We start from the raw sequence: 20,520 nt of genomic DNA on the forward strand, positions 1-20,520 counted from the left end.
TAATGGAGAAACTATTATTTATAGACCGCGACGGCACTATCATTCTGGAACCGGAAGATGAACAGATCGACAGCCTGGAAAAACTCGAATTTTTTCCGGGAGCCATCACAGGACTTCAACGCCTCGCTGCATCCGGTCAATTCAGTTTGATAATGGTGAGCAACCAGGACGGACTGGGAACCGATTCATTTCCGGAAGATACCTTCTGGCCGGCGCATACTAAAATGTTAAAAACCCTCAACGGGGAGGGTGTTCACTTCAGCAGTATTCATATCGATCCGTCATTACCGGCCGAAAATAGCCGAAACAGAAAGCCCAATACAGGAATGCTTGAATCCTACCTGGAGAATGGATTCGATAAATCTTCCAGCTACGTGATCGGGGACCGCCTTTCTGATGTGATGCTGGCCAAAAACATGGGCTGCAAGGCCATTTTAATCAATGATGGCAGTATGAAGCCCCAGCTTGAAACAGATGGACTTATGGAGATCTGTTCGCTCATTACCACCTCATGGCAGGAAATCACTTCTTTTCTTCTTTCACCTTCGCGAAAAGCATTCGTAAAACGGACAACCAATGAAACCGATATTGAAATCTCATTGAATCTGGACGGTACAGGCAAGAGTTCGATATCAACGGGTCTGGGATTCTTTGATCATATGCTTGATCAGCTGGCACGTCATGGATCTGTAGACCTTAATATTTCCGTGAAGGGAGATTTACATATCGATGAACACCATACCATAGAGGATACCGCACTTGCACTCGGTAGTTGTTTTGAAAAGGCATTGGGTGATAAACGCGGCATCCAGCGTTATGGATTTCTGCTTCCAATGGATGATTGCCTGGCCCAGGTGGCCATTGATTTCGGTGGTCGGCCGTGGCTGGAATGGGACGCGGAATTTAAGCGGGAGAAAATCGGGGAAATGCCTACAGAGATGTTCATGCATTTCTTTAAATCATTTTCTGATACTTCACGCTGTAATTTGAATATCCGCGCAGAGGGAAATAACGAGCACCACAAAATAGAAGCAATCTTTAAAGGGTTTGCTAAGGCCATAAAAATGGCCATACGGAAAGACCCTGAAAGTATGCAATTGCCATCCACAAAAGGAGTCTTATAATGGATATCGCTATCGTTCAATATAACGCCGGAAATACCCAATCGGTCATTAATGCCCTGAACCGGCTGGGTGTGGAACCACGTCTCACTCATGATGCCGAAGAACTGCGAAAAGCCGATAAAATAATTTTCCCGGGTGTGGGTGAAGCGGGTTCCACCATGAGGCACCTGAAATCCATGGGGCTCGATCAGGTCCTGCCTACCATTAAGCAGCCGTTCCTGGGAATTTGCCTGGGAATGCAACTGATGTGCCGGCACTCCGAAGAGAATGACACGGAATGCCTGGGAATGTTCGACCTCGAGGTTAAGCGATTCATCCCTGCCCGTCACGAAAAAGTACCTCATATGGGATGGAATAACCTGGAGCTTAGGGCAGACAAGTCTATTTATGAAAACATGGAGGATCTGCATGTGTATTTCGTACACAGCTACTATGTTCCCGTATCAGAATTCACAACTGCCAGGTCAAATTATATACACCCCTTTTCTGCGGGAATTCATCGTGACAATTTTCACGCCGTTCAGTTTCATCCGGAAAAATCAGGTGCTCAGGGTCAGAAAATTCTTGAAAACTTTCTTAAGCTATGAGAATTATTCCAGCTATTGATATCATCGATGGTAAATGCGTCCGCCTCTCACAAGGCGATTACAGTCAGAAAACTGTTTATGCCGACGACCCCCTCGAAGTAGCGCGTCAGTTTCAGGGTGCAGGATTAAAGTACCTTCACCTGGTAGACCTTGACGGGGCCAAATCAGGTGGCATAGTTAACTGGAAGGTGTTGGAATCCATTACCAGTAAAACGGATTTAATCGTGGATTTTGGGGGCGGGATCAAGAAGGGTGAAGACATTAAAATTGCACTGAATGCCGGCGCCACACAGGTTACCTGCGGAAGCATCGCTGTTAAAAATCCGGCGATCGTTTATCAGTGGCTTGAAAATTACGGTCCGAATAAATTAATCCTGGGGGCAGATGTAAACAACGGAATGATTGCTGTACATGGCTGGACAGAAAAAACGACCCTGTCCATAGAAGACCTGATCCACTCCTACATTGCCCAGGGAATGGATTATGTGATCTGCACCGACATCGCCACTGACGGAATGCTGAAGGGACCTAATTTCAAACTTTACAATGATATTCTGGAGATCTTCCCCCATATTCATCTTATCGCCAGCGGTGGAGTGACTACCATGGATGACCTGTTGAAACTGAAGGAGAACGGACTTGAAGGTGCGATCGTGGGAAAAGCCATTTACGAAGGAAAAATATCATTAAAGGACCTAGCAACATTTCAGGATGCTTAAGAAAAGAATTATACCGTGTCTCGATATTAGGGACGGCCGTACGGTCAAGGGAGTAAATTTTGTCAATATCCGTGACGCCGGAGACCCCGTGGAACTGGGCGCATTCTACGCGGATCAGGGCGCCGACGAACTGGTATTCCTCGATATTACTGCAACACACGAGGGGCGCAAGACTTTTGTAGAACTGGTTAAGGATATCGCCCGTCACCTGAATATTCCCTTTACGGTAGGCGGTGGCATCAGCTCGGTAGAGGATGTTTCACCCCTGCTTAAGGCAGGGGCCGACAAAGTCTCGATCAATTCATCAGCGGTAAAGCGGCCGGAATTAATCGATGAACTTGTGCAGGCATTCGGCAGTCAGTGCATCGTCGTAGCAATCGACGCCCGATTCACCGAGGGTAAGTGGATTGTTTATACCCATGGGGGAAGGAAGCCTACGGATAAGGAATTGTTTAGCTGGGCCAAAGAAGTTGAACAGCGGGGCGCTGGTGAGATTTTATTTACCAGCATGGACCACGATGGTACCAAAGAAGGATTTGCCACAGAGGCGCTTAAAACATTATCGGAGCAGGTGAATATTCCGGTGATTGCAAGTGGCGGTGCAGGAACTATGGAGCACTTCACTGATGTGTTTAAAGACAATTGTGCCGATGCTGCACTGGCGGCCAGCATTTTTCATTTTAAGGAAATTGCCATCCCTGATTTGAAACGTTATCTGCAACAACAAAATATTCCGGTTAGAATCTGATGAAAAGAAATAATGTGCTTTCATTTATGTTAAGTGCATTGATACTTTGCTTACTGCACTTCGGTTTTTATTCCATAATTCCACGTCTCGAACCCAACTGGGCAAAATCCTTACTTTTTGGCATATTAATGGGCCTGGTCTTTCTCTGGATTCAGCATAAAAACAAAAAACCCGGATCAACAGACCCGGGTTCATGATGGAGGCGCTGAGCGGATTCGAACCGCTGTAAAAGGTTTTGCAGACCTCTGCCTAGCCACTCGGCCACAGCGCCATCTTTACAGGCGCAAAACTATGCATAATCACTTTTACCTCAAAGATAAAGATGGAAATGTTTCAGGCATGCCACATTTATATGTCGAGGAGCACGTAAAAGAAAAAAGGCACCGAAATTCGGTGCCCTTTTTATTGTATGATGTTTCGACTTCTTAAGCTTCGCTTTCTTCTTCAGAAGCATCATCTTCCTTCTTGGCTGCCTTCTTGGCTTTGGGAGCTTCTTCTTCATCAGCCTTCTCAGCTTCAGCCGCTTTACGCGCCTTCTTGATCTTGGCTTCTGCTTCACCTTCCATCTGCTCTTTCAGCGCACTTAGTGCCTCAAGATCACCTAATGTAGATTTCTCAACATCAGGGGTTGTCTTGTTGGAAGCTCCACCGGCCGGACGAGCAGTTTTCTTCGCAGGCTTAGGTGCTTCTTCAGCTTTGCCGTATACCGCTTTATGTGAAAGAAGAATACGCTTGTCATCTTTAGAGAATTCCATCACTTTGAATTCCAGTGTTTCACCGGGCTTCGCTTTGGATCCATCCTCTTTCTCGATGTTCTTCATGGTTGCGAATCCTTCGATACCGTAAGGCAGTTCAAGAACCGCTCCTTTTTCATTCACATTGATCACAGTACACTTATGTACAGATCCCGGGGTGAATACAGTTTCGAATGTATCCCATGGGTTCTCCTCAAGATGCTTGTGGCTCAGTGCCAATCGACGGTTGTCAACATCCAGTTCAAGAACAACCACTTCCATTTCATCACCCACTTTCACGAATTCCGAAGGATGCTTAATCTTCTTGGTCCAGCTAAGATCTGAAACGTGAACCAATCCGTCAATTCCCTCTTCCAGTTCAATGAACAGGCCGAAGTTAGTCAGGTTGCGAACGATACCTTTGTGGCGTGTTCCAACCGCATATTTAGTAAGCACATCCTGCTTGTTCCAGGGATCTTCTGTAAGCTGCTTAATGCCAAGTGACATTTTGCGTTCTTCCTTATCAAGGGTAAGTACTACTGCTTCCAGTTCATCTCCAATGTTGATGAAGTCCTGAGGATTCCGCAGGTGCTGTGACCATGACATTTCCGAAACGTGAATCAGTCCTTCAACACCTGGCTGAATTTCGAGGAACGCACCGTAATCTGCAACGTTTACAATCTTGCCTTTAACCTTGCTTCCTACTTCAAGCTCTGCAGGAAGTGAATCCCACGGATGAGCAGTCAGCTGCTTCATGCCAAGTGAAATACGCTTCTTGTCTTCGTCGAAGTCAAGAACTACCACCTTCACTGTTTCATCAAGATTCAATACCTCTTCAGGGTGATTGATTCGTCCCCATGAGATATCTGTAATGTGCAACAGGCCATCAACGCCACCCAAATCGATAAATACACCGAAGTTGGTCATGTTCTTAATGGTTCCTTCAAGAACCTGTCCTTTTTCAAGGTTGTTCAGGATCTCAGCTTTCTGCTGCTCAAGATCTTTCTCAATCAGTACCTTGTGAGAAACAACCACGTTGTCGTTAGAGTAGTTAATCTTAACTACCTTCACTTCCATCGCCTTACCCACAAATACATCAAAATCACGGATAGGCTTCACATCAATCTGTGAACCCGGAAGGAATGCTTCCACTCCGTAGATATCCACGATGAGACCACCCTTGGTTCTGCGCTTCACAAAGCCTTCAATCACCAGGTCATTCTCATACGCTTCCTTAATTTTTTCCCATGCCTGAACGATCTTCGCCTTTCTGCGTGAAAGTACGAGCTGACCGTTTGCATTTTCCTGCTCTTCGATGAATACCTCTACAGTATCGCCTACTTTCAGGTTTGGCAGGTCACGGAATTCCGTAGCAGATACCAGTCCGTCTGATTTGAACCCAATGTTAAGGATCACATCACGGTCGTTGATTCCAACTACTGTTCCGGAAACCAATTCCTTTTCTTCAATGGTAGTCAATGTATTATCATACATCGCTTCCATTTCTTCACGCTTCTTGCGGGAATACCCTTCACCAAATCCTTTGGTTTCAAATGCTTCCCAATCGAATTCCTCAGAATCCTGTGCAGCGCTGGCCGGAGCCTCAGTTGCAGCTTTCTCAGCTTTTTTCTCTTCAGCTACTACCTCGGTTGCGGTAGTCTCTTCAGCCTGGTTCTGCTCGAGCTCCTCGGCTTTTTTGTTTTCTTCTGCCATAATAAGTTAAAAACGCCCTTAAATACATGTTTTACCCGGGCTGTGTAAAACACATTTGGTTTAAATAATCCTCTTCCGAAAATGGAAAAGACCCTTTCACCTGAAAGGGAGCGCAAAATTAATAAAATTATTAGTCAAATCCCACAAAAAAGATCCCGACAATATCTGCCGGGATCTCAGAGTTGGTTGATTGGTTTTTTTAATTTGCCGGGATATCATCCGTATCCAGCGTACCCAGTGTAAACTGCAGTAAAATATCCTGGAACAGCAAGACATATTTCGCCTGGGCATGGGCTCCCTTTGCAGCCACATAATCGGCATTTGCCTGTGTATACTCTACAAAACTCGACGCCTGCAGACGGTACCGCTCCTCCTGCAATTGAAGATTCAGTTCGGCAGCCTCCAGCTGAACCTGGGTTACTTCAAAATTTGTCAGGGCATCCTGCAAGTTCTGATGTGCATTGAGCACCTCCAGCTTTGCTGTATTCTCCAACTGCCGGGTCTCCAGCTGAGCATTCTGATAATTTACCCTGGCGCGCACCACCTGATTCCTGTTTTGTAATCCCTGGAATATGGGAATAGAAATGGCTAATCCATATGTATTATACCTGTTATCATTGAAAAATTGCTGATTAAAATCCCTTGAAACACTGTCCGGGGTACCCACAATCTGGTTAAAGGCCGATCCATAGTTAAAGAATGCCGACAGCTGTGGATAATACCGACCGCGCTGAGCACCAAGGCCATACCGGGCAGATTCTTCACTGGCACGAACTTGAAGAAGATCACGTCGCTGTTCAAGTGCAATTTCATATAAAGAATCACGCTGATATTTTTCAAAGGCAAAATCGGAAAGCTCCCAGGTCGGATCAACCACGTCAAAGGTGAGGCTTGGATCCAGCTGCAATAACTGTGAAAGTGTAGCCTTACTGTTGCGCAATTTAATTTCTGCCTGAAGCACGTTAAGCTCCGAATTCTTTAGCTGGTAGCGCTGGTTTACCAGGTCCACTTCTGCACGGCTTCCGGCATTAACCAGTTCACTCATCTGCCTGTAAACTTCCTGCTGGTTCACCAGGTTTTCCTGAGCAATAAGCACAAGCTGCTTGTCAAGCAGACATCGCAGGTATTGATTTGATACATCACGGATCACTTGCTGCCTCGTACGTGTGACCAGATGGGCCTGCGATTCCAGGGCACTGCTCGCCTGTTTGGTTTGCTTCAATCGGTTAAACCCGTTGAAAAGCGGCATATTCATATTGACTGATCCATTCATGAAATCGAGTTGTCCGTTCACCACACGCCCCTCCTGCTGGTTAAAGGAGTTACCGTCATTGCGGCCATAGTTTCCGGTGATCGCAACAGTCGGCGCCATTTGTGCATAACTGGAGGATTTGTCTGACTGGAAAATATCCAGCCGATTCGATTCCTGACGCAAACTGATGTTATTCTCGAGCGCGATAGTTACCGCATCCGATAAATGAAGGAATTGAAGGGTATCCTGCGCATAAACGGCACTCGCAAGAAAAGACAATAGTATACCGAATAATGTTCTCATCTTCATCACGCCTGATTTTGTATAGAAGAAACCTGATCAGATACAACCTGACCGTCCACCAATCGAATAGTTCGCTTGCCATAGGATGCACACCGCTCCGAATGCGTTACCTGGAGAATGGTCATTCCCTCGTCGTTCAGCTTTTTAAAGATCTCCATGATCTCGTCACCCTGCTCCGAATGAAGGTTTCCTGTGGGCTCATCGGCAAGCAACAGCTTTGGCTGGCCGACTATCGCACGTGCAATGCCCACGAGCTGCTGCTGACCGCCTGAAAGCTGCTCGGGAAAAAGATCTTTTTTTGCCACCATCTGGAATCGATCGAGCATTTCAGCCACCATGCTCTTCCGCTCAGCACTTTTCACCCCCTTGTATAGCAGAGGCGTTTCAATGTTTTCATATACCGTTAGTTCATCAATGAGGTGATACGCTTGAAAAATGAAGCCGATATGATGCTTATGCATCTCAGATTTCTGACGTTCCTTCAACTTATGCACCGGGTTATCCAGGAAATAGAATTCACCGGCACTGGGCTCATCGAGCATTCCAATGATGTTCATAAGGGTTGACTTTCCTGCACCACTTGGCCCCATGATCGTGACAAACTCCCCCTGCTGTATATCAAGATCAATACCCTTTAAAATAAATGTGCGCTGATATTTCGAATCGACATATTTATCAAGGTCTCTCAGTTTTATCATTTTCGTTTGATTAAATTATTGCAATGCACTTAATCACTTGCCAATTGTATGCCAAGCGCCTCAAGACGTTTAAACCGCCTTTTTACTCATTTTGATTGTCCGAAATTGAATGGAGGTGTCCGATTTCAGACACTTTCAGGCATGTATGTGCATTTGATAAATATTAATTAGATTCGCAGGGATTGAATGGAAAGGGAGCATAAAATCAGGTGAAGGGTAAAAGGCAAATCTGGGTTTTGCTGATGATAACCGGGATGGCTGTCGCTGCAGCTCTTTTCTGGTATGCTCGCCTTAATGCCGAACCTGATATTGAAGAAGAAGTTCTGATCGTTCCCCCGAGAACATCTCCACCGGTAAATCCCCATCAGGAACAACTCATTAACGATTTCGAACGTTTTATTGACAGCCTTCGCACAGAAAGGGACATCCCCGCTATTGCGGTTGCCATCGTACGTAAGGGTCAGCCGATCTACATTAACGCGATGGGGCACAAAACGAACCATACCAATGACGCAGTAAATCTTAAAACAAAATTCCGGCTTGCCTCCGTTTCCAAAGGATTTACATCCATACTTGTGAGTAAAATGGTTCAGGAGGGAGTCATATCCTGGGAGGATCCCATACATTATTATTTGACAGATTTTCGGCCTGAACCATTCAGCTATTCCGATTCCATCACCATTCGCAACATCATCTCCCAAACCAGCGGCTTTCCGTACCAGGCATATTCGAATCTCATTGAGGATGGTTGGACACTCCCGGAAATGATCAATGCACTTGCGGAATTAAAAGTGGCAACGAAGCCCGGAACACAATACAGCTACCAAAATGTTGCTTACAGCATCATTGAACCGATTCTTGAACGCCAGACAGGAAGGGAATTTCCGAAACTGCTGAATACCTATTTATTCGGTCCGCTTCAAATGGAAAATGCCTCGGCTGAATTTGAGGATATGAAAGATTCCCCAAACGCCGCAAAGCCACACAGGAGAACACGTTATTCCTATATTCCTGTCCAGCTCTCCTCTTCCTATTACAATACAGCCGCCGCAGGCGGGGTGAATGCCAGCATCGAAGATATGGCCAAATACCTGCAAATGCTTCTCGGGGATCACCAGGAAGCGGTGGATTCTTCGGTTCTTGATGAAGTCTTTGAACCACGCATCATCACTCCGCTCCTGAATCGTTACTACAGAAAATGGCTTCGCGCACGCAGGGCATATTACGGACTGGGATGGCGGATTCTTCCTCTGGAAAATGATACAATTGTCTACCATGGCGGTTATGCCAATGGCTTCAAAAGTCACATTGCTCTCGACAGGGATGACGAGGTCGCCATCTGTATTCTTTCAAATTCATCAGACAACCTGGTCAATGAAGCCGGACCCTATTTTTTTCACCTCTACTATGAATACAGAGATGCAATAAACCTCTGGGACAAGAATCCCTGATAATACAATCCTTTTCCTCCACCATTCATATAATTTTACAGCAGTTTGTCATTAAAGCACCACGTAACTCGTTGTCATTGGGGACTTTTAAGGTTCCATTAAAAGTACTCAACCTATGCAACGAATATTTACTTTACTACTTGTTCTCCTGCTGATTTCCCCTGCAGGGTTCGGACAAAAAAAGAAGAAGAAAAAAGACAAGGATGCCCCGGCAGCCGAGGCACCAAAAAAGAAAAATGATTCTCCTTTCAAACCCTACAGCGAAATCGTTACTAAAGATGCGATCACCGATGAAGGATTGTTTACTACCCACAAGGTAAAAGATAATTACTACTTCGAAATCTCTGATTCCCTGATGGAACGCGAAATCCTGGTTATCAGCCGGATTTCAGGTACCGTTGAGAATCTCAATTTCGGTGGTGCGGGTATGAAGGCACGCGGACAGCAGGTAATTCGCTGGCAGCGAAAAGACAACCAGCTGCTGCTACGCTCCGTTTCCCACAACAGTGTAGCAAGCGAAGAAACACCAATCTATCAGTCTGTTCGAAATAATAATTTTGAGCCGGTTATTGCCACTTTTGACATCAAGGCTTTATCTAAGGATTCCGCCGCGTATGTGATCGATGTCGCCGACCTGTTTACATCAGACGTAGAAATGATCGGTGCGTTGAACGATAACCAAAGAAAGCAATTCCAGGTTCGGGGAGTCGACAAGAAACGCTCATTGATCATGTCATGGAAAAGCTTTCCCCTGAATACAGAGGTTCGCCATATTCTTACCTACAATGCCGGCAACCCTCCTGCAAACGGAAATACCGGTACACTCAGTATAGAAATGAACCAAAGCATGGTACTGCTGCCCAAAAAACCTATGACGCCCAGACTATACGATGAGCGTGTAGGGTTTTTCTCGGTTTCTCAGATAGACTACGGACTCGATGAGCAAAAAGCCACCCAGCGACGTTACATCACACGCTGGAGACTGGAGCCGTCAGATCTTGAAGCTTACAAAAGAGGTGAACTCGTAGAGCCTAAGAAACAAATAGTCTACTATATTGACCCGGCAACTCCTACCAAGTGGAGACCCTACATCAAGCAAGGGATCGAAGATTGGCAAAAGGCATTTGAAGCCGCCGGTTTCAAAAACGCCATCATCGCGAAGGATCCTCCTACCAAGGAAGAAGATCCTGACTGGAGTCCGGAAGATGTTCGCTACTCAGTGGTGCGCTACACAGCAAACCCGATCCAAAATGCGCAGGGACCTCACGTTCATGACCCGCGATCCGGCGAAATCATCGAAAGTGATATCATATGGTATCACAACGTTATGAATCTGCTTAGAAACTGGTACTTCGTTCAAACTGCAGCAGTTAATGAGAAAGCCCGCAAGGTGAAGTTTGATGATGCCGTAATGGGTGATCTGATCCGTTTTGTTTCCGCACACGAAGTAGGACACACACTGGGTTTCCCCCACAACATGGGAGGCAGCTATTCTTACCCTGTTGATTCACTGAGGTCACCTTCATTCACAGCACGCATGGGAACAGCACCTTCGATTATGGATTATGCCCGTTTCAACTATGTTGCTCAGCCCGGAGATAATGCAGCGCTGTACCCTCAGATCGGTGTTTACGACAAGTGGGCTGTGAAATGGGGTTATACATATTTCCCGGAAACCACAGATCCCGACTCTGAAGAAGCAACCCTGGACGGTTGGGTGAAAGAACACTCGGGCGATCAGATGTACTGGTATGGACGACAAACTTTCAACCCTGTTGACCCAAGGGCGCAAACGGAAGATCTTGGAAATGATGCCATGCTTTCAAGCTCCTACGGAGTGGCTAATCTTAAGCGAATTGTTCCTAATCTTATTGAATGGACAACAACAGAAGGCAAGAATTACGATGACCTTAATGAGATTTACGGTCAGGTGATTGGGCAGTGGAACCGATACAACGGCCACGTGCGGAACAACATCGGCGGATTGTACGAGACCTTCAAAACTGCCGACCAGGATGGAGCAGTATATGAATTTGTTCCGAAGGAAAAACAAAAGAGAGCCATGACGTGGTTGCAGGAAAATACCTTTGCAACACCAACCTGGATGCTTGAACGCGACATTATCGATCGTATTGAAGGCGTAGGATCAGTTGAGCGCATCAGTAATGCACAGGAAAATACACTGAACCAGGTGCTGGATCCTGCACGTCTCGAACGTATGTTTGAAAATGAGGCAATGAATGGTTCAGATGCCTATACACCGATTGAAATGATGAGCGATTTGCGCAATGGAATCTGGTCTGAACTAAGATCCGGAAGCACTATCGATATCTATCGCCGTAACCTGCAGCGTGCCTATATCGCGCGTATGCACTACCTGATGACCGAAGAGCCTTCAGGACGCTTTGGCGGATCTGTTGATATGGAAAAATCAGATATTCGTCCGCTGGTACGTGCTGAGTTAAAAACTCTCCGCACACAGGTTCGGAACGGGTTGAACCGGACTACAGACCGGTTAAGCCGTTACCACCTGGAAGACGCGATCGAAAGGATTGATATGATTCTGGATCCTAACAATTGATTCAGAACAGAAAATGATTAGGAAGGAAGGAAGGTCCGGCAAACGCCGGACCTTTTTTATTCCTGCCAATACAAAGATAACAACCCGCTTTTCCGCGTTCCCATTTCTCAACAGCATGTGAATTCAGACTGCGTAGATTCGATTATCCCGAATCCTACCACCAATTTGATCTGAATTATGTTAATTTTGCACCTTCATAATCTGAATACAACTGATGGCGATATATCAATTCAAAGAGACTGAAGCAAAGTGGCGCAAGTATTGGGCAGATAACGAAATCTATAAAACATCCAATACCAGCAAAAAACCAAAGTTCTATGCACTGGATATGTTTCCGTATCCTTCCGGAGCAGGATTGCATGTAGGACATCCACTCGGCTATATCGCATCGGATATTGTAAGCCGCTTCAAGCGCCTGAAGGGATACAATGTACTGCACCCGATGGGTTTCGATTCTTTCGGCCTTCCCGCTGAACAATATGCCATCCAGACAGGACAGCATCCCGCAGTTACCACAGCCAATAATATTGAACGATACAAAGAACAGCTACAGCAGCTTGGCTTTTCATTCGACTGGAGCCGTGAGGTTCAGACCAGTGATCCGTCTTTCTACAAATGGACACAGTGGATCTTTATGCAGCTCTTCAACAGCTGGTATGATAACGACCTTGATAAAGCCAGGCCGATAAATGATCTGCTTGATCACTTCTCAGTACACGGGAATTCAGGGATCAATGCTGTTTGCGACGAAGACACCCCGGAATTTACGGCTGCCGAATGGAAGGCATTCTCTGGTAATGAACAGGGGAAAATGCTCCTGAAATACCGGCTGGCATACCTGGCCGATATGGTCGTGAACTGGTGTCCCGCACTGGGCACAGTACTGTCCAATGACGAGGTTAAGGATGGTTTCTCAGAGCGTGGAGGACACCCCGTGGAGCGTAAAAAAATGATGCAGTGGATGATGCGTATCACCGCTTATGCAGAAAGATTGTTGAACGGACTGGATGTGGTCGACTGGCCTGAACCATTGAAAGAGATGCAGCGTAACTGGATTGGACGGTCGGAAGGCGCTGAACTCGATTTCAACCTGAAGGGCCACGATGAAAAAATCCGGGTTTTCACTACCCGTATCGATACGATTTACGGAGTAACCTTCCTGGTCCTCGCACCTGAAAGCGACCTGGTTGAACAGATCACCACAGTAGAACAGAAAGAAATCGTTGCCAGCTACGTTGAGCAGGCTAAAAACCGGTCGGAACGCGAACGAATGATGGATGTAAAAACAGTTACAGGTGTTTTTACCGGCGCCTATGCTATTCATCCATTCTCAGGAGAAGAAATTCCTGTGTGGATCGCAGATTATGTCCTGGCAGGTTACGGAACAGGCGCAGTGATGGCCGTACCCGCGGGTGATCAGCGGGACTATGATTTTGCCAAACATTTCAGCCTGCCCATCATCCCAATCAATGATTCAGCTGATATTTCTGAGGCGGCCGATGCCACCAAGGAAGGAACCGTCATCAATTCCGGATTCCTGAATGGTTTGTCACCATTGGAAGCCATGAAAAAAGGCATTGAAGAAGTAGAAAAACGAGGTATCGGAGTAGGCAAGATTAATTTCAGGATGCGGGATGCGATCTTTACCCGCCAGCGTTATTGGGGAGAGCCGCTGCCGGTTTACTTTAAAGACGGCCTGCCCTACCTCCTGGGTGAGGACCAGCTTCCCCTCGTACTTCCGGAAGTTGATAAATACCTGCCGACTGAAGAGGGTGAACCTCCCCTCGCTCGTGCTGCCAGTTGGGAAACATCCGAAGGATTTCCCTATGAACAAAGTACCATGCCCGGGTGGGCCGGCTCCAGCTGGTATTTCTTCCGGTACATGGATGCCCATAACAATGATCGTTTTGTTGGGAAAGAAGCCCAGGAATACTGGGACAGTGTAGACCTCTACATAGGGGGTTCAGAACACGCAACGGGCCACCTCTTGTATTCACGCTTCTGGACAAAGTTCCTGTTCGACATGGGTCTTGTAACCGTGGATGAGCCTTTTAAAAAGCTGATCAACCAGGGTATGATCCAGGGACGGTCGAATTTGGTTTACCGCATTAAGGAATCAGACACCTTCGTTACTTATCAGAGACGGCACGAATACGATACCATACCGATGCATGTGGATGTAAACATCGTTCACAACGACGAGCTCGATATGGAAGCCTTTAAAAAATGGCGCCCTGAATTAGCCAATGCTGAGTTCATTCCCGAAAACGACAAATTCATGTGCGGACATGAAGTGGAGAAGATGTCCAAGAGCAAGTATAATGTGGTTAATCCGGATGATATTATAGAACGATACGGTGCCGATACACTTCGCATGTACGAGATGTTCCTTGGTCCGCTTGAGCAGTCAAAGCCCTGGAATACCAATGGTATCGACGGGGTGTTCAAGTTCCTTCGTAAACTCTGGAACCTGTTCCATGATGATGCAGATCAGTTTGTTGTCTCAGATGCCCAGCCAACTGAGGCGGAACAAAAAATCATTCACCGCACTATCAAAAAAGCCCAGGAAGACATTGAACGCTATTCCTTTAATACTTCGGTAAGTGAATTCATGATTTGTGTAAATGAGCTGACATCACTAAAATGCAATAAAAGGGAGGTACTGGAAAAACTAGTCATCATTTTAGCTCCTTATGCCCCTCATATTGCAGAGGAACTCTGGCACAGACTGGGACATACTACTACAGTGAATGACGCCGAATATCCGGCTTATGATGAAAAATTCCTGAAGGAGGACTCATATGAATATCCGGTATCCGTAAATGGTAAAATGCGCGCCAAAATGCTATTTCCGGTCGATATGCCGACAGATCAGATTCAGGCCGAGGTATTGGCGTCTGAAGCAATTCAAAAATGGCTCGAAGGCAAATCCCCCAGAAAGGTTATCATAGTACCTAATAAGATAGTGAATGTCGTAGTTTAAAAGCCCCTCCCCCGTTACTCATCTTCACATCAATAATGAGAAACGGGGGAAGAGTTTTATTATTATTCGTATCTCAGCGACTTGATGGGGTTTGCACTGGCCGCGAAATAGGAAATTATGCTTACCGTAATGTAAGCGATGGCTATTGAGATCAGACCCGCAATCAGGAAAACCCCCACCCCGAGTTCGATACGCAACGGAAATTCCGAGAGCCATTCCTGCATAAAGTAATATGCCGGAAATATGGCGAGCACGAACGCAATTACAACGAACTTGATAAACTGGATTGACATTTTATTGGTAATATCCCAGACAGAAGCGCCCATCACCTTCCGAACTCCAATTTCCTTGGTCCGCTGTTCGGCAATGAACGATGCCAGTCCGAATAACCCCAAACACGCGATGGCGATAGCGATGGCGGTAAATATGGTAAAGACACTGCCCAGTCGCTGTTCCTCACGGAACAGGTTATCAAAATCCTGATCAAGGAAGGAATATTCAACCGGCTCTTCCGGTGCGAGCCCCGCCCACTTTTCTTCAACGAGGTTCACAAGGTTTTCAGCATTGCCGGTATATCTGACGTACATGGTCGAATTGTCACGGGAAAACAGTAGCAGCAACGGACGAATTGGGGTTTTGATGGTTTCGAAATTAAAATCCTTCATCACGCCTATCACCTGAAGTGACACGGGTTCGTCTCCGTTAAAACTCATGATACGCTCTTCCAGCGGATTTGCAAATCCAAATTCCTTTACCGCAGCCTCATTCATGATAATGGCCAGCGAATCCGATGGAAAATCCTTCGAGAAATATCTGCCCTCAACCATTTCAATGCCCAGTGTGGATGCAAATGTTTCATCTGTAAAGAAGGTTCCGCAAATATGATCGTAGTCACTTCCCTGAGCCCTGAAAATCGTCGTATTATTCACACCCGGCAGTTCATTGTTCGAGAAACTAACCTGCTCCACTACCGTATTTGCCATCAATTCATTCTTGAATACGTCGGCATTATCGGCAAGTCTTCCCACATTTTCGATAATCATCACCTTGTCCTTATCAAAGCCCAGCTTTTCATTTTGCATAAACGTTATTTGGCGGAATACCACTGCTGTACAGATGATGAGAACAATTGAGATCCAGAACTGGAAAGTGACCAGGAAACTGCGGATTTTTCCTCCCCGAACCCCTTTTAGTTTCCCTTTCAGCGTTTCAGCGACATCGAATGAAGTAAGGTAGAAAGCCGGATAGGATCCTGCGAGAAATCCAATAATCAACATAAGCGATACCATGATGACAACCATGGTTGGCGTAAAGAGTGAGGCAAGTGCCATTTCCTTACCCGAAAGCTGATTAAAATAAGTAAGTAAGCCCGAAGCTATTGCGATGGCCAGGATAGTAGAAAGAGCGCTGTAGAGCACAGATTCTGAAATAAACTGTCCAACAAGTGACTGTCGGAGTGATCCCATCGTTTTACGTAAACCAACTTCTTTCGCCCGGTTGGCATACTTGGCAGTCGACAGGTTCATGAAATTTATGGCTGCGATGACCAGTATGAAAAGGCCGATGGCTCCCAGAATGTACACATATTTAATATCACCTACCGGAACAGGTTCATCGGTTAATGTGGAATAGAGATGAACACGCTCCATCGGAAATGAAAAATATTCGTATATGCTACCTTCCGCCTCCATTTCTGCCAGCGTCTTACCCATGAATTCCTTCAGGATAGGTGAAACGTTCTTATCAATTATCGGGCGGAGCTTTTCGTCAACCACGTCTGCACTAGCCCCTTCACGAAGCACGTAATATCCGAGGAAACTATTACTCAGCCATGCCCCCTGTTTAGGATTCATCCATTCAAAGGAATCCATGGAAAGCAAAATCTCAAACGGGATTTGTGTATTGGAGGGAATGTCTTCAATAACCCCGCTAACCACGTATTCCAGTTTATCATTTCCGATCAGAAGTGTTTGGTTCAATGCGGGCGCATCGCCAAAGTACTTCTCTGCTATTGAACGCGTGAGAACCATCTTATTAGGGCCGGTTAGTGCACCTTCAGGATTTCCCTCTACAAATGGCAGCTGAAAGACCTGGAAAAATCCCGAATCAGCGGCATAAACCTGGCGCTCAGTATAAATTATATCCGATTTTCTGAAGACCCATTCTCCGAATTGAAACAAACGGGTAGCTTCCTCCACCTCCGGAATCTCCGTTTCAAGCGTATAAGGTATTTGTGAATTGGTAGATGTTGTATACAGCTCCTGCCCTGCCAGCTTTCCATGAAGATTGAGGCGGTAAATCCGTTCAATATTCGGATAAAACTTATCATAGCTGAGCTCATCAGCAATGTACATGGCAATGAACAGACATGCCGTTATTCCCAGGGTAAGTCCGAACATATTAATGATTGCGAAGAATTTGTGCTTCGCCATATTCCGGAATGCGACTTTAAAGAAATTCCTGATCATGATTGTTGTTGTTGAGTTTTTGAGTATTTGAGTTTTTGTTGTTATTCGCTTCTCAGTGATTCGACCGGATTCACTGATGCTGCTTTAAACACTTTGCCAGTTACAGTGACAAGTGCGACGACTACGAGTATCAGACTTCCAATGAACATCGAACCCGCATTTGGAGACGCATAATGCTCCCAGATCATAGACAGCAGTCCATCCACCAGAAAGTAAGACGTTACACAACCAAGTACGACCGATGCTAGAACGATAATCATGAAGGGTTTATTTAGCTTCATAATTAGGCTCGGAACCGAGGCGCCCACTACTTTCCGCACCCCGATCTCCTTGGTACGCTTGAGCAAATTCAGGGAAATCATGGCATACAGTCCTGTGACCGAAAGGATAAGAGCCACGACGCCCAGAAAAGTAAAGATGGTAACAATATTCCTGTTCACTACCTTTTCCTCGGCCATCTCATCATTCATATATACCCCGTTGTAAATCCTGAAAGGAAACAGCTTACTATATTCCTCTCCAAGGATCTCATGAGCCTTTATCATATTCTCAGGTGACGTTTTCAAAACAATTCTTTGAAAATCTTCCTTTTTAGCTGGCCGGAAAAGTATTGGTTCAACGGGTCCCCACAATGCATTGGTAAACGTGTTCTCCACTACTCCAACGATGTAAAGTGATACCGAGTCATTCCACATGATCCTCTGACCAATTGGATTCTGAATATTGAATTCCTTTAAGAACATTTCATTCGCGACCACCGACTCATTCATATCCGTTTCAGAATCTTCCCTAAATCCACGGCCCTCAAGGACTTCTATGTCCATGATATCGAAATAGTCGTGCCCTACCCTATAGGCTTCAACCTGGTATTCCTCGTCATTTAAATCGATAGTCATACCACCTGTATAGGAAAGAATATGCTGTTCCGTTCCTGCGATTTGATCAATTTCCTCATAGGAACGGAGAGCGTTGGAAAGGTTTTCATATTCCTGCCCATTGTTCACATAGGTGTAGATGATTTGATCTCTGTTAAACCCGAGATCAAAATTCTCCTGAAATTTCGCATTATGGATGAAAACAAATGCCGCAACTATGGCTATCAGGGAAATACTCAATTGCAATGAAAGAAGCACTTTACTCAACACGGTATTCCCTCCGAACTTCACTGTCCCACGAAGAATTGGAGTCGCTTCGAAACTGCTCACAAAGTAGCTGGGATAGCTGCCGGCAATTAATCCTACGAGAAGAATCAGGATAAACATGAAAAGCAGTAAGTCCCGGTTTTCCAGGTAGTCAATTCGAAGGGTAACAAAATCCCACATAGAATTGTAATAGGGAATTATGAGTTCCGCAATCATAATTCCAACAAAGAGTGCAAACAGGCACAGCACCATGTTTTCAAGAATGAATTGAAACATGAGTTGCTTCCTCAAACCTCCCATTACTTTACGCAGTCCGATTTCCTTTAGCCTTCTGCCCGACATCGCAATGGATGTATTTGTATAATTGAAACAGGCCAGCAGCATCAGAAGCAGTGCCATCACCATAGGGCCTACTATTGCTGCGGCAGGAACACCCCGTGTCAGCCACATGGACCATATTTCGGAGTTCTGCCCGCGGTCGGCCATGCCGTCAAGTGGCATCAATTCAAACCGCAGGAGTTTAAAATCCTCCCGTGCTTCATTTTGTTCGGGAATGATCTTATTCATCTCCGCTTCCACCAACGCCATCTTTGATGGATCTTTCAGGCGTACGAATGTAGTAGACCAGTAATTCCACATTTGATCATACAGGTCTTTTACCACATAACGGTAATTATCCATCGGGGCGATCGCCTCTACAAATTCAAGACTTGAGTTTTCAGGCAGATCTTTTATGACCGCTATTACCGTATAAGGCTTGGGTTGATCATCCACGATATGTTCTACCGTCTGACCGATAGGATCTGAATTGCCAAAATACTTCAAAGCAGCCTCCTCAGTAATCACAATTTCCGGCCCTTCGAAATCACGAATCCCGCCTTTTAGTATTTCAAAACTGAACACATTGAATACTGAAGGATCCGCAAATAGTATATTGGTCTCTAGGACTTCCTCTTTGATCTTCACCGATCCATATGCTGGAATAATCCGCACGATCTCATCGATGGCGGATGTCTCAGGGTCCATAAATTCAGAAAACTTAAGGGGAGTAATTCCATAAGGTTGTTCTCCGTCGTTATAATCCCTCACAGAAACTACGTGATAGATTTCATCGAAATGCTCCTGGTCTCTGTCAAACTTATTATTAAAGTCATAATTCAGATAGGCAATGATACAGGTTGCAATAGCTGTACCCATTCCCAGGGTATTGATGATCACGTAGGACTTATTCTTTAGAAGGCTGCGGAATGCAATCTTGATGTAATTCCTGAACATACTATTGTTGTTTTGAGCTTTTACTGACCTTGAAGCACTTTTTCAATCCATCAGATATGAAATTGCTCCTTAATATTCTCCGTTACTACCTTACCATCGAACAGGTTAATGATCCTGTGCGCGTAATTGGCATCATAGGGTGAGTGCGTTACCATGATGATGGTTGTTCCTTCCTCGTTGAGTTCTGCAAGGAGCTTCATAACTTCCTCTCCGTTCGCACTGTCGAGGTTTCCCGTTGGTTCATCGGCAAGGATCACCTTAGGCTTTGCTACAATCGCACGTGCGATAGCCACGCGCTGCTGCTGTCCACCAGACAACTGCTGCGGGAAGTGATTTCTACGGTGCATAATGTTCATGCGTTCCAGTACTTCTTCCACTCTTCTTTTCCGGTCGGCAGAGGGCACCTTCAAATACAGGAGGGGCAACTCCACATTTTCAAAGACAGTGAGCTCATCGATAAGGTTAAAGCTCTGAAATACAAACCCTATTGATCCCTTACGAAGTTGCGCCCGCTGACGTTCACTGTAATTACTCACCTCGTGCTCACCAAAATGATACTTGCCATCAGAAGGATTATCCAGCAGTCCCAGGATGTTCAACAAGGTAGACTTACCGCATCCCGAAGGTCCCATAATGGCCACAAATTCACCATCCTTAATTTCAACATTGATGTTGTTCAGTGCAGTTGTTTCCACTTCGTCGGTGGTGTATACTTTCTGCAGGTTCTCGATTTTAATCATGA

At 45.7% G+C, this 20,520-nt stretch carries 13 protein-coding genes and 1 tRNA gene; 7 read left to right on the forward strand and 7 right to left on the reverse strand.

The window, feature by feature from the left end:
- Positions 1-2 precede the first annotated feature (2 nt).
- Genes hisB through hisF form a run of 4 tightly spaced genes read left to right on the forward strand, consistent with a single transcriptional unit; the run spans position 3 to position 3,178 of the window.
- Entirely contained in the window at positions 3-1,124 is a 1,122-nt protein-coding gene (gene hisB / locus LDX50_RS09850; protein WP_225698278.1) for a bifunctional histidinol-phosphatase/imidazoleglycerol-phosphate dehydratase HisB, read from the forward strand.
- Positions 1,124-1,711 carry an imidazole glycerol phosphate synthase subunit HisH gene (gene hisH, locus LDX50_RS09855; RefSeq protein WP_225698279.1) on the forward strand — a complete coding sequence of 196 codons (588 nt, stop codon included), beginning with the start codon at positions 1,124-1,126 and terminating at the stop codon, positions 1,709-1,711. The genes hisB and hisH overlap by 1 nt, the downstream gene beginning before the upstream one ends.
- On the forward strand, positions 1,708-2,430 hold the full coding sequence (hisA, locus tag LDX50_RS09860; RefSeq protein WP_225698280.1) for a 1-(5-phosphoribosyl)-5-[(5-phosphoribosylamino)methylideneamino]imidazole-4-carboxamide isomerase: 723 nt from the start codon (positions 1,708-1,710) through the stop codon (positions 2,428-2,430). The genes hisH and hisA overlap by 4 nt, the downstream gene beginning before the upstream one ends.
- Positions 2,423-3,178 carry an imidazole glycerol phosphate synthase subunit HisF gene (hisF, locus tag LDX50_RS09865; protein ID WP_225698281.1) on the forward strand — a complete coding sequence of 252 codons (756 nt, stop codon included), beginning with the start codon at positions 2,423-2,425 and terminating at the stop codon, positions 3,176-3,178. Before hisA ends, hisF begins: the two co-directional genes overlap by 8 nt.
- A 197-nt stretch (positions 3,179-3,375) precedes the next feature.
- Here hisF and LDX50_RS09870 read toward each other — a convergent pair.
- From LDX50_RS09870 to LDX50_RS09885, 4 genes are all read right to left on the reverse strand, one after another.
- Positions 3,376-3,449 (reverse strand) — tRNA-Cys (locus tag LDX50_RS09870).
- Positions 3,450-3,603: 154 nt separating this feature from the next.
- Positions 3,604-5,625, reverse strand: a complete 2,022-nt coding sequence (rpsA, locus tag LDX50_RS09875) for a 30S ribosomal protein S1 (RefSeq protein ID WP_225698282.1) — start codon at positions 5,623-5,625, stop codon at positions 3,604-3,606.
- A gap of 199 nt (positions 5,626-5,824) precedes the next feature.
- Positions 5,825-7,186, reverse strand: coding sequence for a TolC family protein (locus tag LDX50_RS09880; RefSeq protein ID WP_225698283.1), 1,362 nt, complete (start codon positions 7,184-7,186; stop codon positions 5,825-5,827).
- Positions 7,186-7,878, reverse strand: coding sequence for an ABC transporter ATP-binding protein (locus tag LDX50_RS09885; protein WP_225698284.1), 693 nt, complete (start codon positions 7,876-7,878; stop codon positions 7,186-7,188). Before LDX50_RS09885 ends, LDX50_RS09880 begins: the two co-directional genes overlap by 1 nt.
- Positions 7,879-8,120: 242 nt before the next feature.
- On the opposite strand from LDX50_RS09885, the gene LDX50_RS09890 reads away from it, so the two are divergent.
- From LDX50_RS09890 to leuS, 3 genes are all read left to right on the forward strand, one after another.
- Positions 8,121-9,329 (forward strand): serine hydrolase domain-containing protein, encoded by a 1,209-nt coding sequence (locus tag LDX50_RS09890; RefSeq protein ID WP_225698285.1) that lies wholly within the window; start codon positions 8,121-8,123, stop codon positions 9,327-9,329.
- A 115-nt stretch (positions 9,330-9,444) separates the two neighbouring features.
- Positions 9,445-11,910 carry a zinc-dependent metalloprotease gene (locus tag LDX50_RS09895; protein WP_225698286.1) on the forward strand — a complete coding sequence of 822 codons (2,466 nt, stop codon included), beginning with the start codon at positions 9,445-9,447 and terminating at the stop codon, positions 11,908-11,910.
- Positions 11,911-12,124: 214 nt separating this feature from the next.
- Positions 12,125-14,893 carry a leucine--tRNA ligase gene (gene leuS, locus LDX50_RS09900; RefSeq protein ID WP_225698287.1) on the forward strand — a complete coding sequence of 923 codons (2,769 nt, stop codon included), beginning with the start codon at positions 12,125-12,127 and terminating at the stop codon, positions 14,891-14,893.
- 62 nt (positions 14,894-14,955) lie between these two features.
- Here leuS and LDX50_RS09905 read toward each other — a convergent pair whose 3' ends face one another.
- Genes LDX50_RS09905 through LDX50_RS09915 form a run of 3 tightly spaced genes read right to left on the reverse strand, consistent with a single transcriptional unit; the run spans position 14,956 to position 20,518 of the window.
- On the reverse strand, positions 14,956-17,361 hold the full coding sequence (locus tag LDX50_RS09905) for an ABC transporter permease (protein WP_225698288.1): 2,406 nt from the start codon (positions 17,359-17,361) through the stop codon (positions 14,956-14,958).
- 41 nt (positions 17,362-17,402) lie between these two features.
- Positions 17,403-19,778 carry an ABC transporter permease gene (locus tag LDX50_RS09910; protein WP_225698289.1) on the reverse strand — a complete coding sequence of 792 codons (2,376 nt, stop codon included), beginning with the start codon at positions 19,776-19,778 and terminating at the stop codon, positions 17,403-17,405.
- Positions 19,779-19,828: 50 nt separating this feature from the next.
- Complete coding sequence (locus LDX50_RS09915; RefSeq protein ID WP_225698290.1) at positions 19,829-20,518, reverse strand: ABC transporter ATP-binding protein; 690 nt, start codon at positions 20,516-20,518, stop codon at positions 19,829-19,831.
- Positions 20,519-20,520: the final 2 nt, after the last annotated feature.

The sequence above is a fragment of the Fulvivirga sedimenti genome (assembly GCF_020328055.1).

What these genes read in the sequence shown, in the direction of transcription:
- LDX50_RS09915 (WP_225698290.1), bottom strand. Translation starts at nt 20,518, where the DNA reads ATGATTAAAATCGAGAACCTGCAGAAAGTATACACCACCGACGAAGTG.
- hisF (WP_225698281.1), top strand. Translation starts at nt 2,423, where the DNA reads ATGCTTAAGAAAAGAATTATACCGTGTCTCGATATTAGGGACGGCCGT.
- leuS (WP_225698287.1), top strand. Translation starts at nt 12,125, where the DNA reads ATGGCGATATATCAATTCAAAGAGACTGAAGCAAAGTGGCGCAAGTAT.
- hisB (WP_225698278.1), top strand. Translation starts at nt 3, where the DNA reads ATGGAGAAACTATTATTTATAGACCGCGACGGCACTATCATTCTGGAA.
- rpsA (WP_225698282.1), bottom strand. Translation starts at nt 5,625, where the DNA reads ATGGCAGAAGAAAACAAAAAAGCCGAGGAGCTCGAGCAGAACCAGGCT.
- hisA (WP_225698280.1), top strand. Translation starts at nt 1,708, where the DNA reads ATGAGAATTATTCCAGCTATTGATATCATCGATGGTAAATGCGTCCGC.
- LDX50_RS09895 (WP_225698286.1), top strand. Translation starts at nt 9,445, where the DNA reads ATGCAACGAATATTTACTTTACTACTTGTTCTCCTGCTGATTTCCCCT.
- LDX50_RS09890 (WP_225698285.1), top strand. Translation starts at nt 8,121, where the DNA reads ATGATAACCGGGATGGCTGTCGCTGCAGCTCTTTTCTGGTATGCTCGC.
- LDX50_RS09880 (WP_225698283.1), bottom strand. Translation starts at nt 7,186, where the DNA reads ATGAAGATGAGAACATTATTCGGTATACTATTGTCTTTTCTTGCGAGT.
- hisH (WP_225698279.1), top strand. Translation starts at nt 1,124, where the DNA reads ATGGATATCGCTATCGTTCAATATAACGCCGGAAATACCCAATCGGTC.
- LDX50_RS09905 (WP_225698288.1), bottom strand. Translation starts at nt 17,361, where the DNA reads ATGATCAGGAATTTCTTTAAAGTCGCATTCCGGAATATGGCGAAGCAC.
- LDX50_RS09910 (WP_225698289.1), bottom strand. Translation starts at nt 19,778, where the DNA reads ATGTTCAGGAATTACATCAAGATTGCATTCCGCAGCCTTCTAAAGAAT.
- LDX50_RS09885 (WP_225698284.1), bottom strand. Translation starts at nt 7,878, where the DNA reads ATGATAAAACTGAGAGACCTTGATAAATATGTCGATTCGAAATATCAG.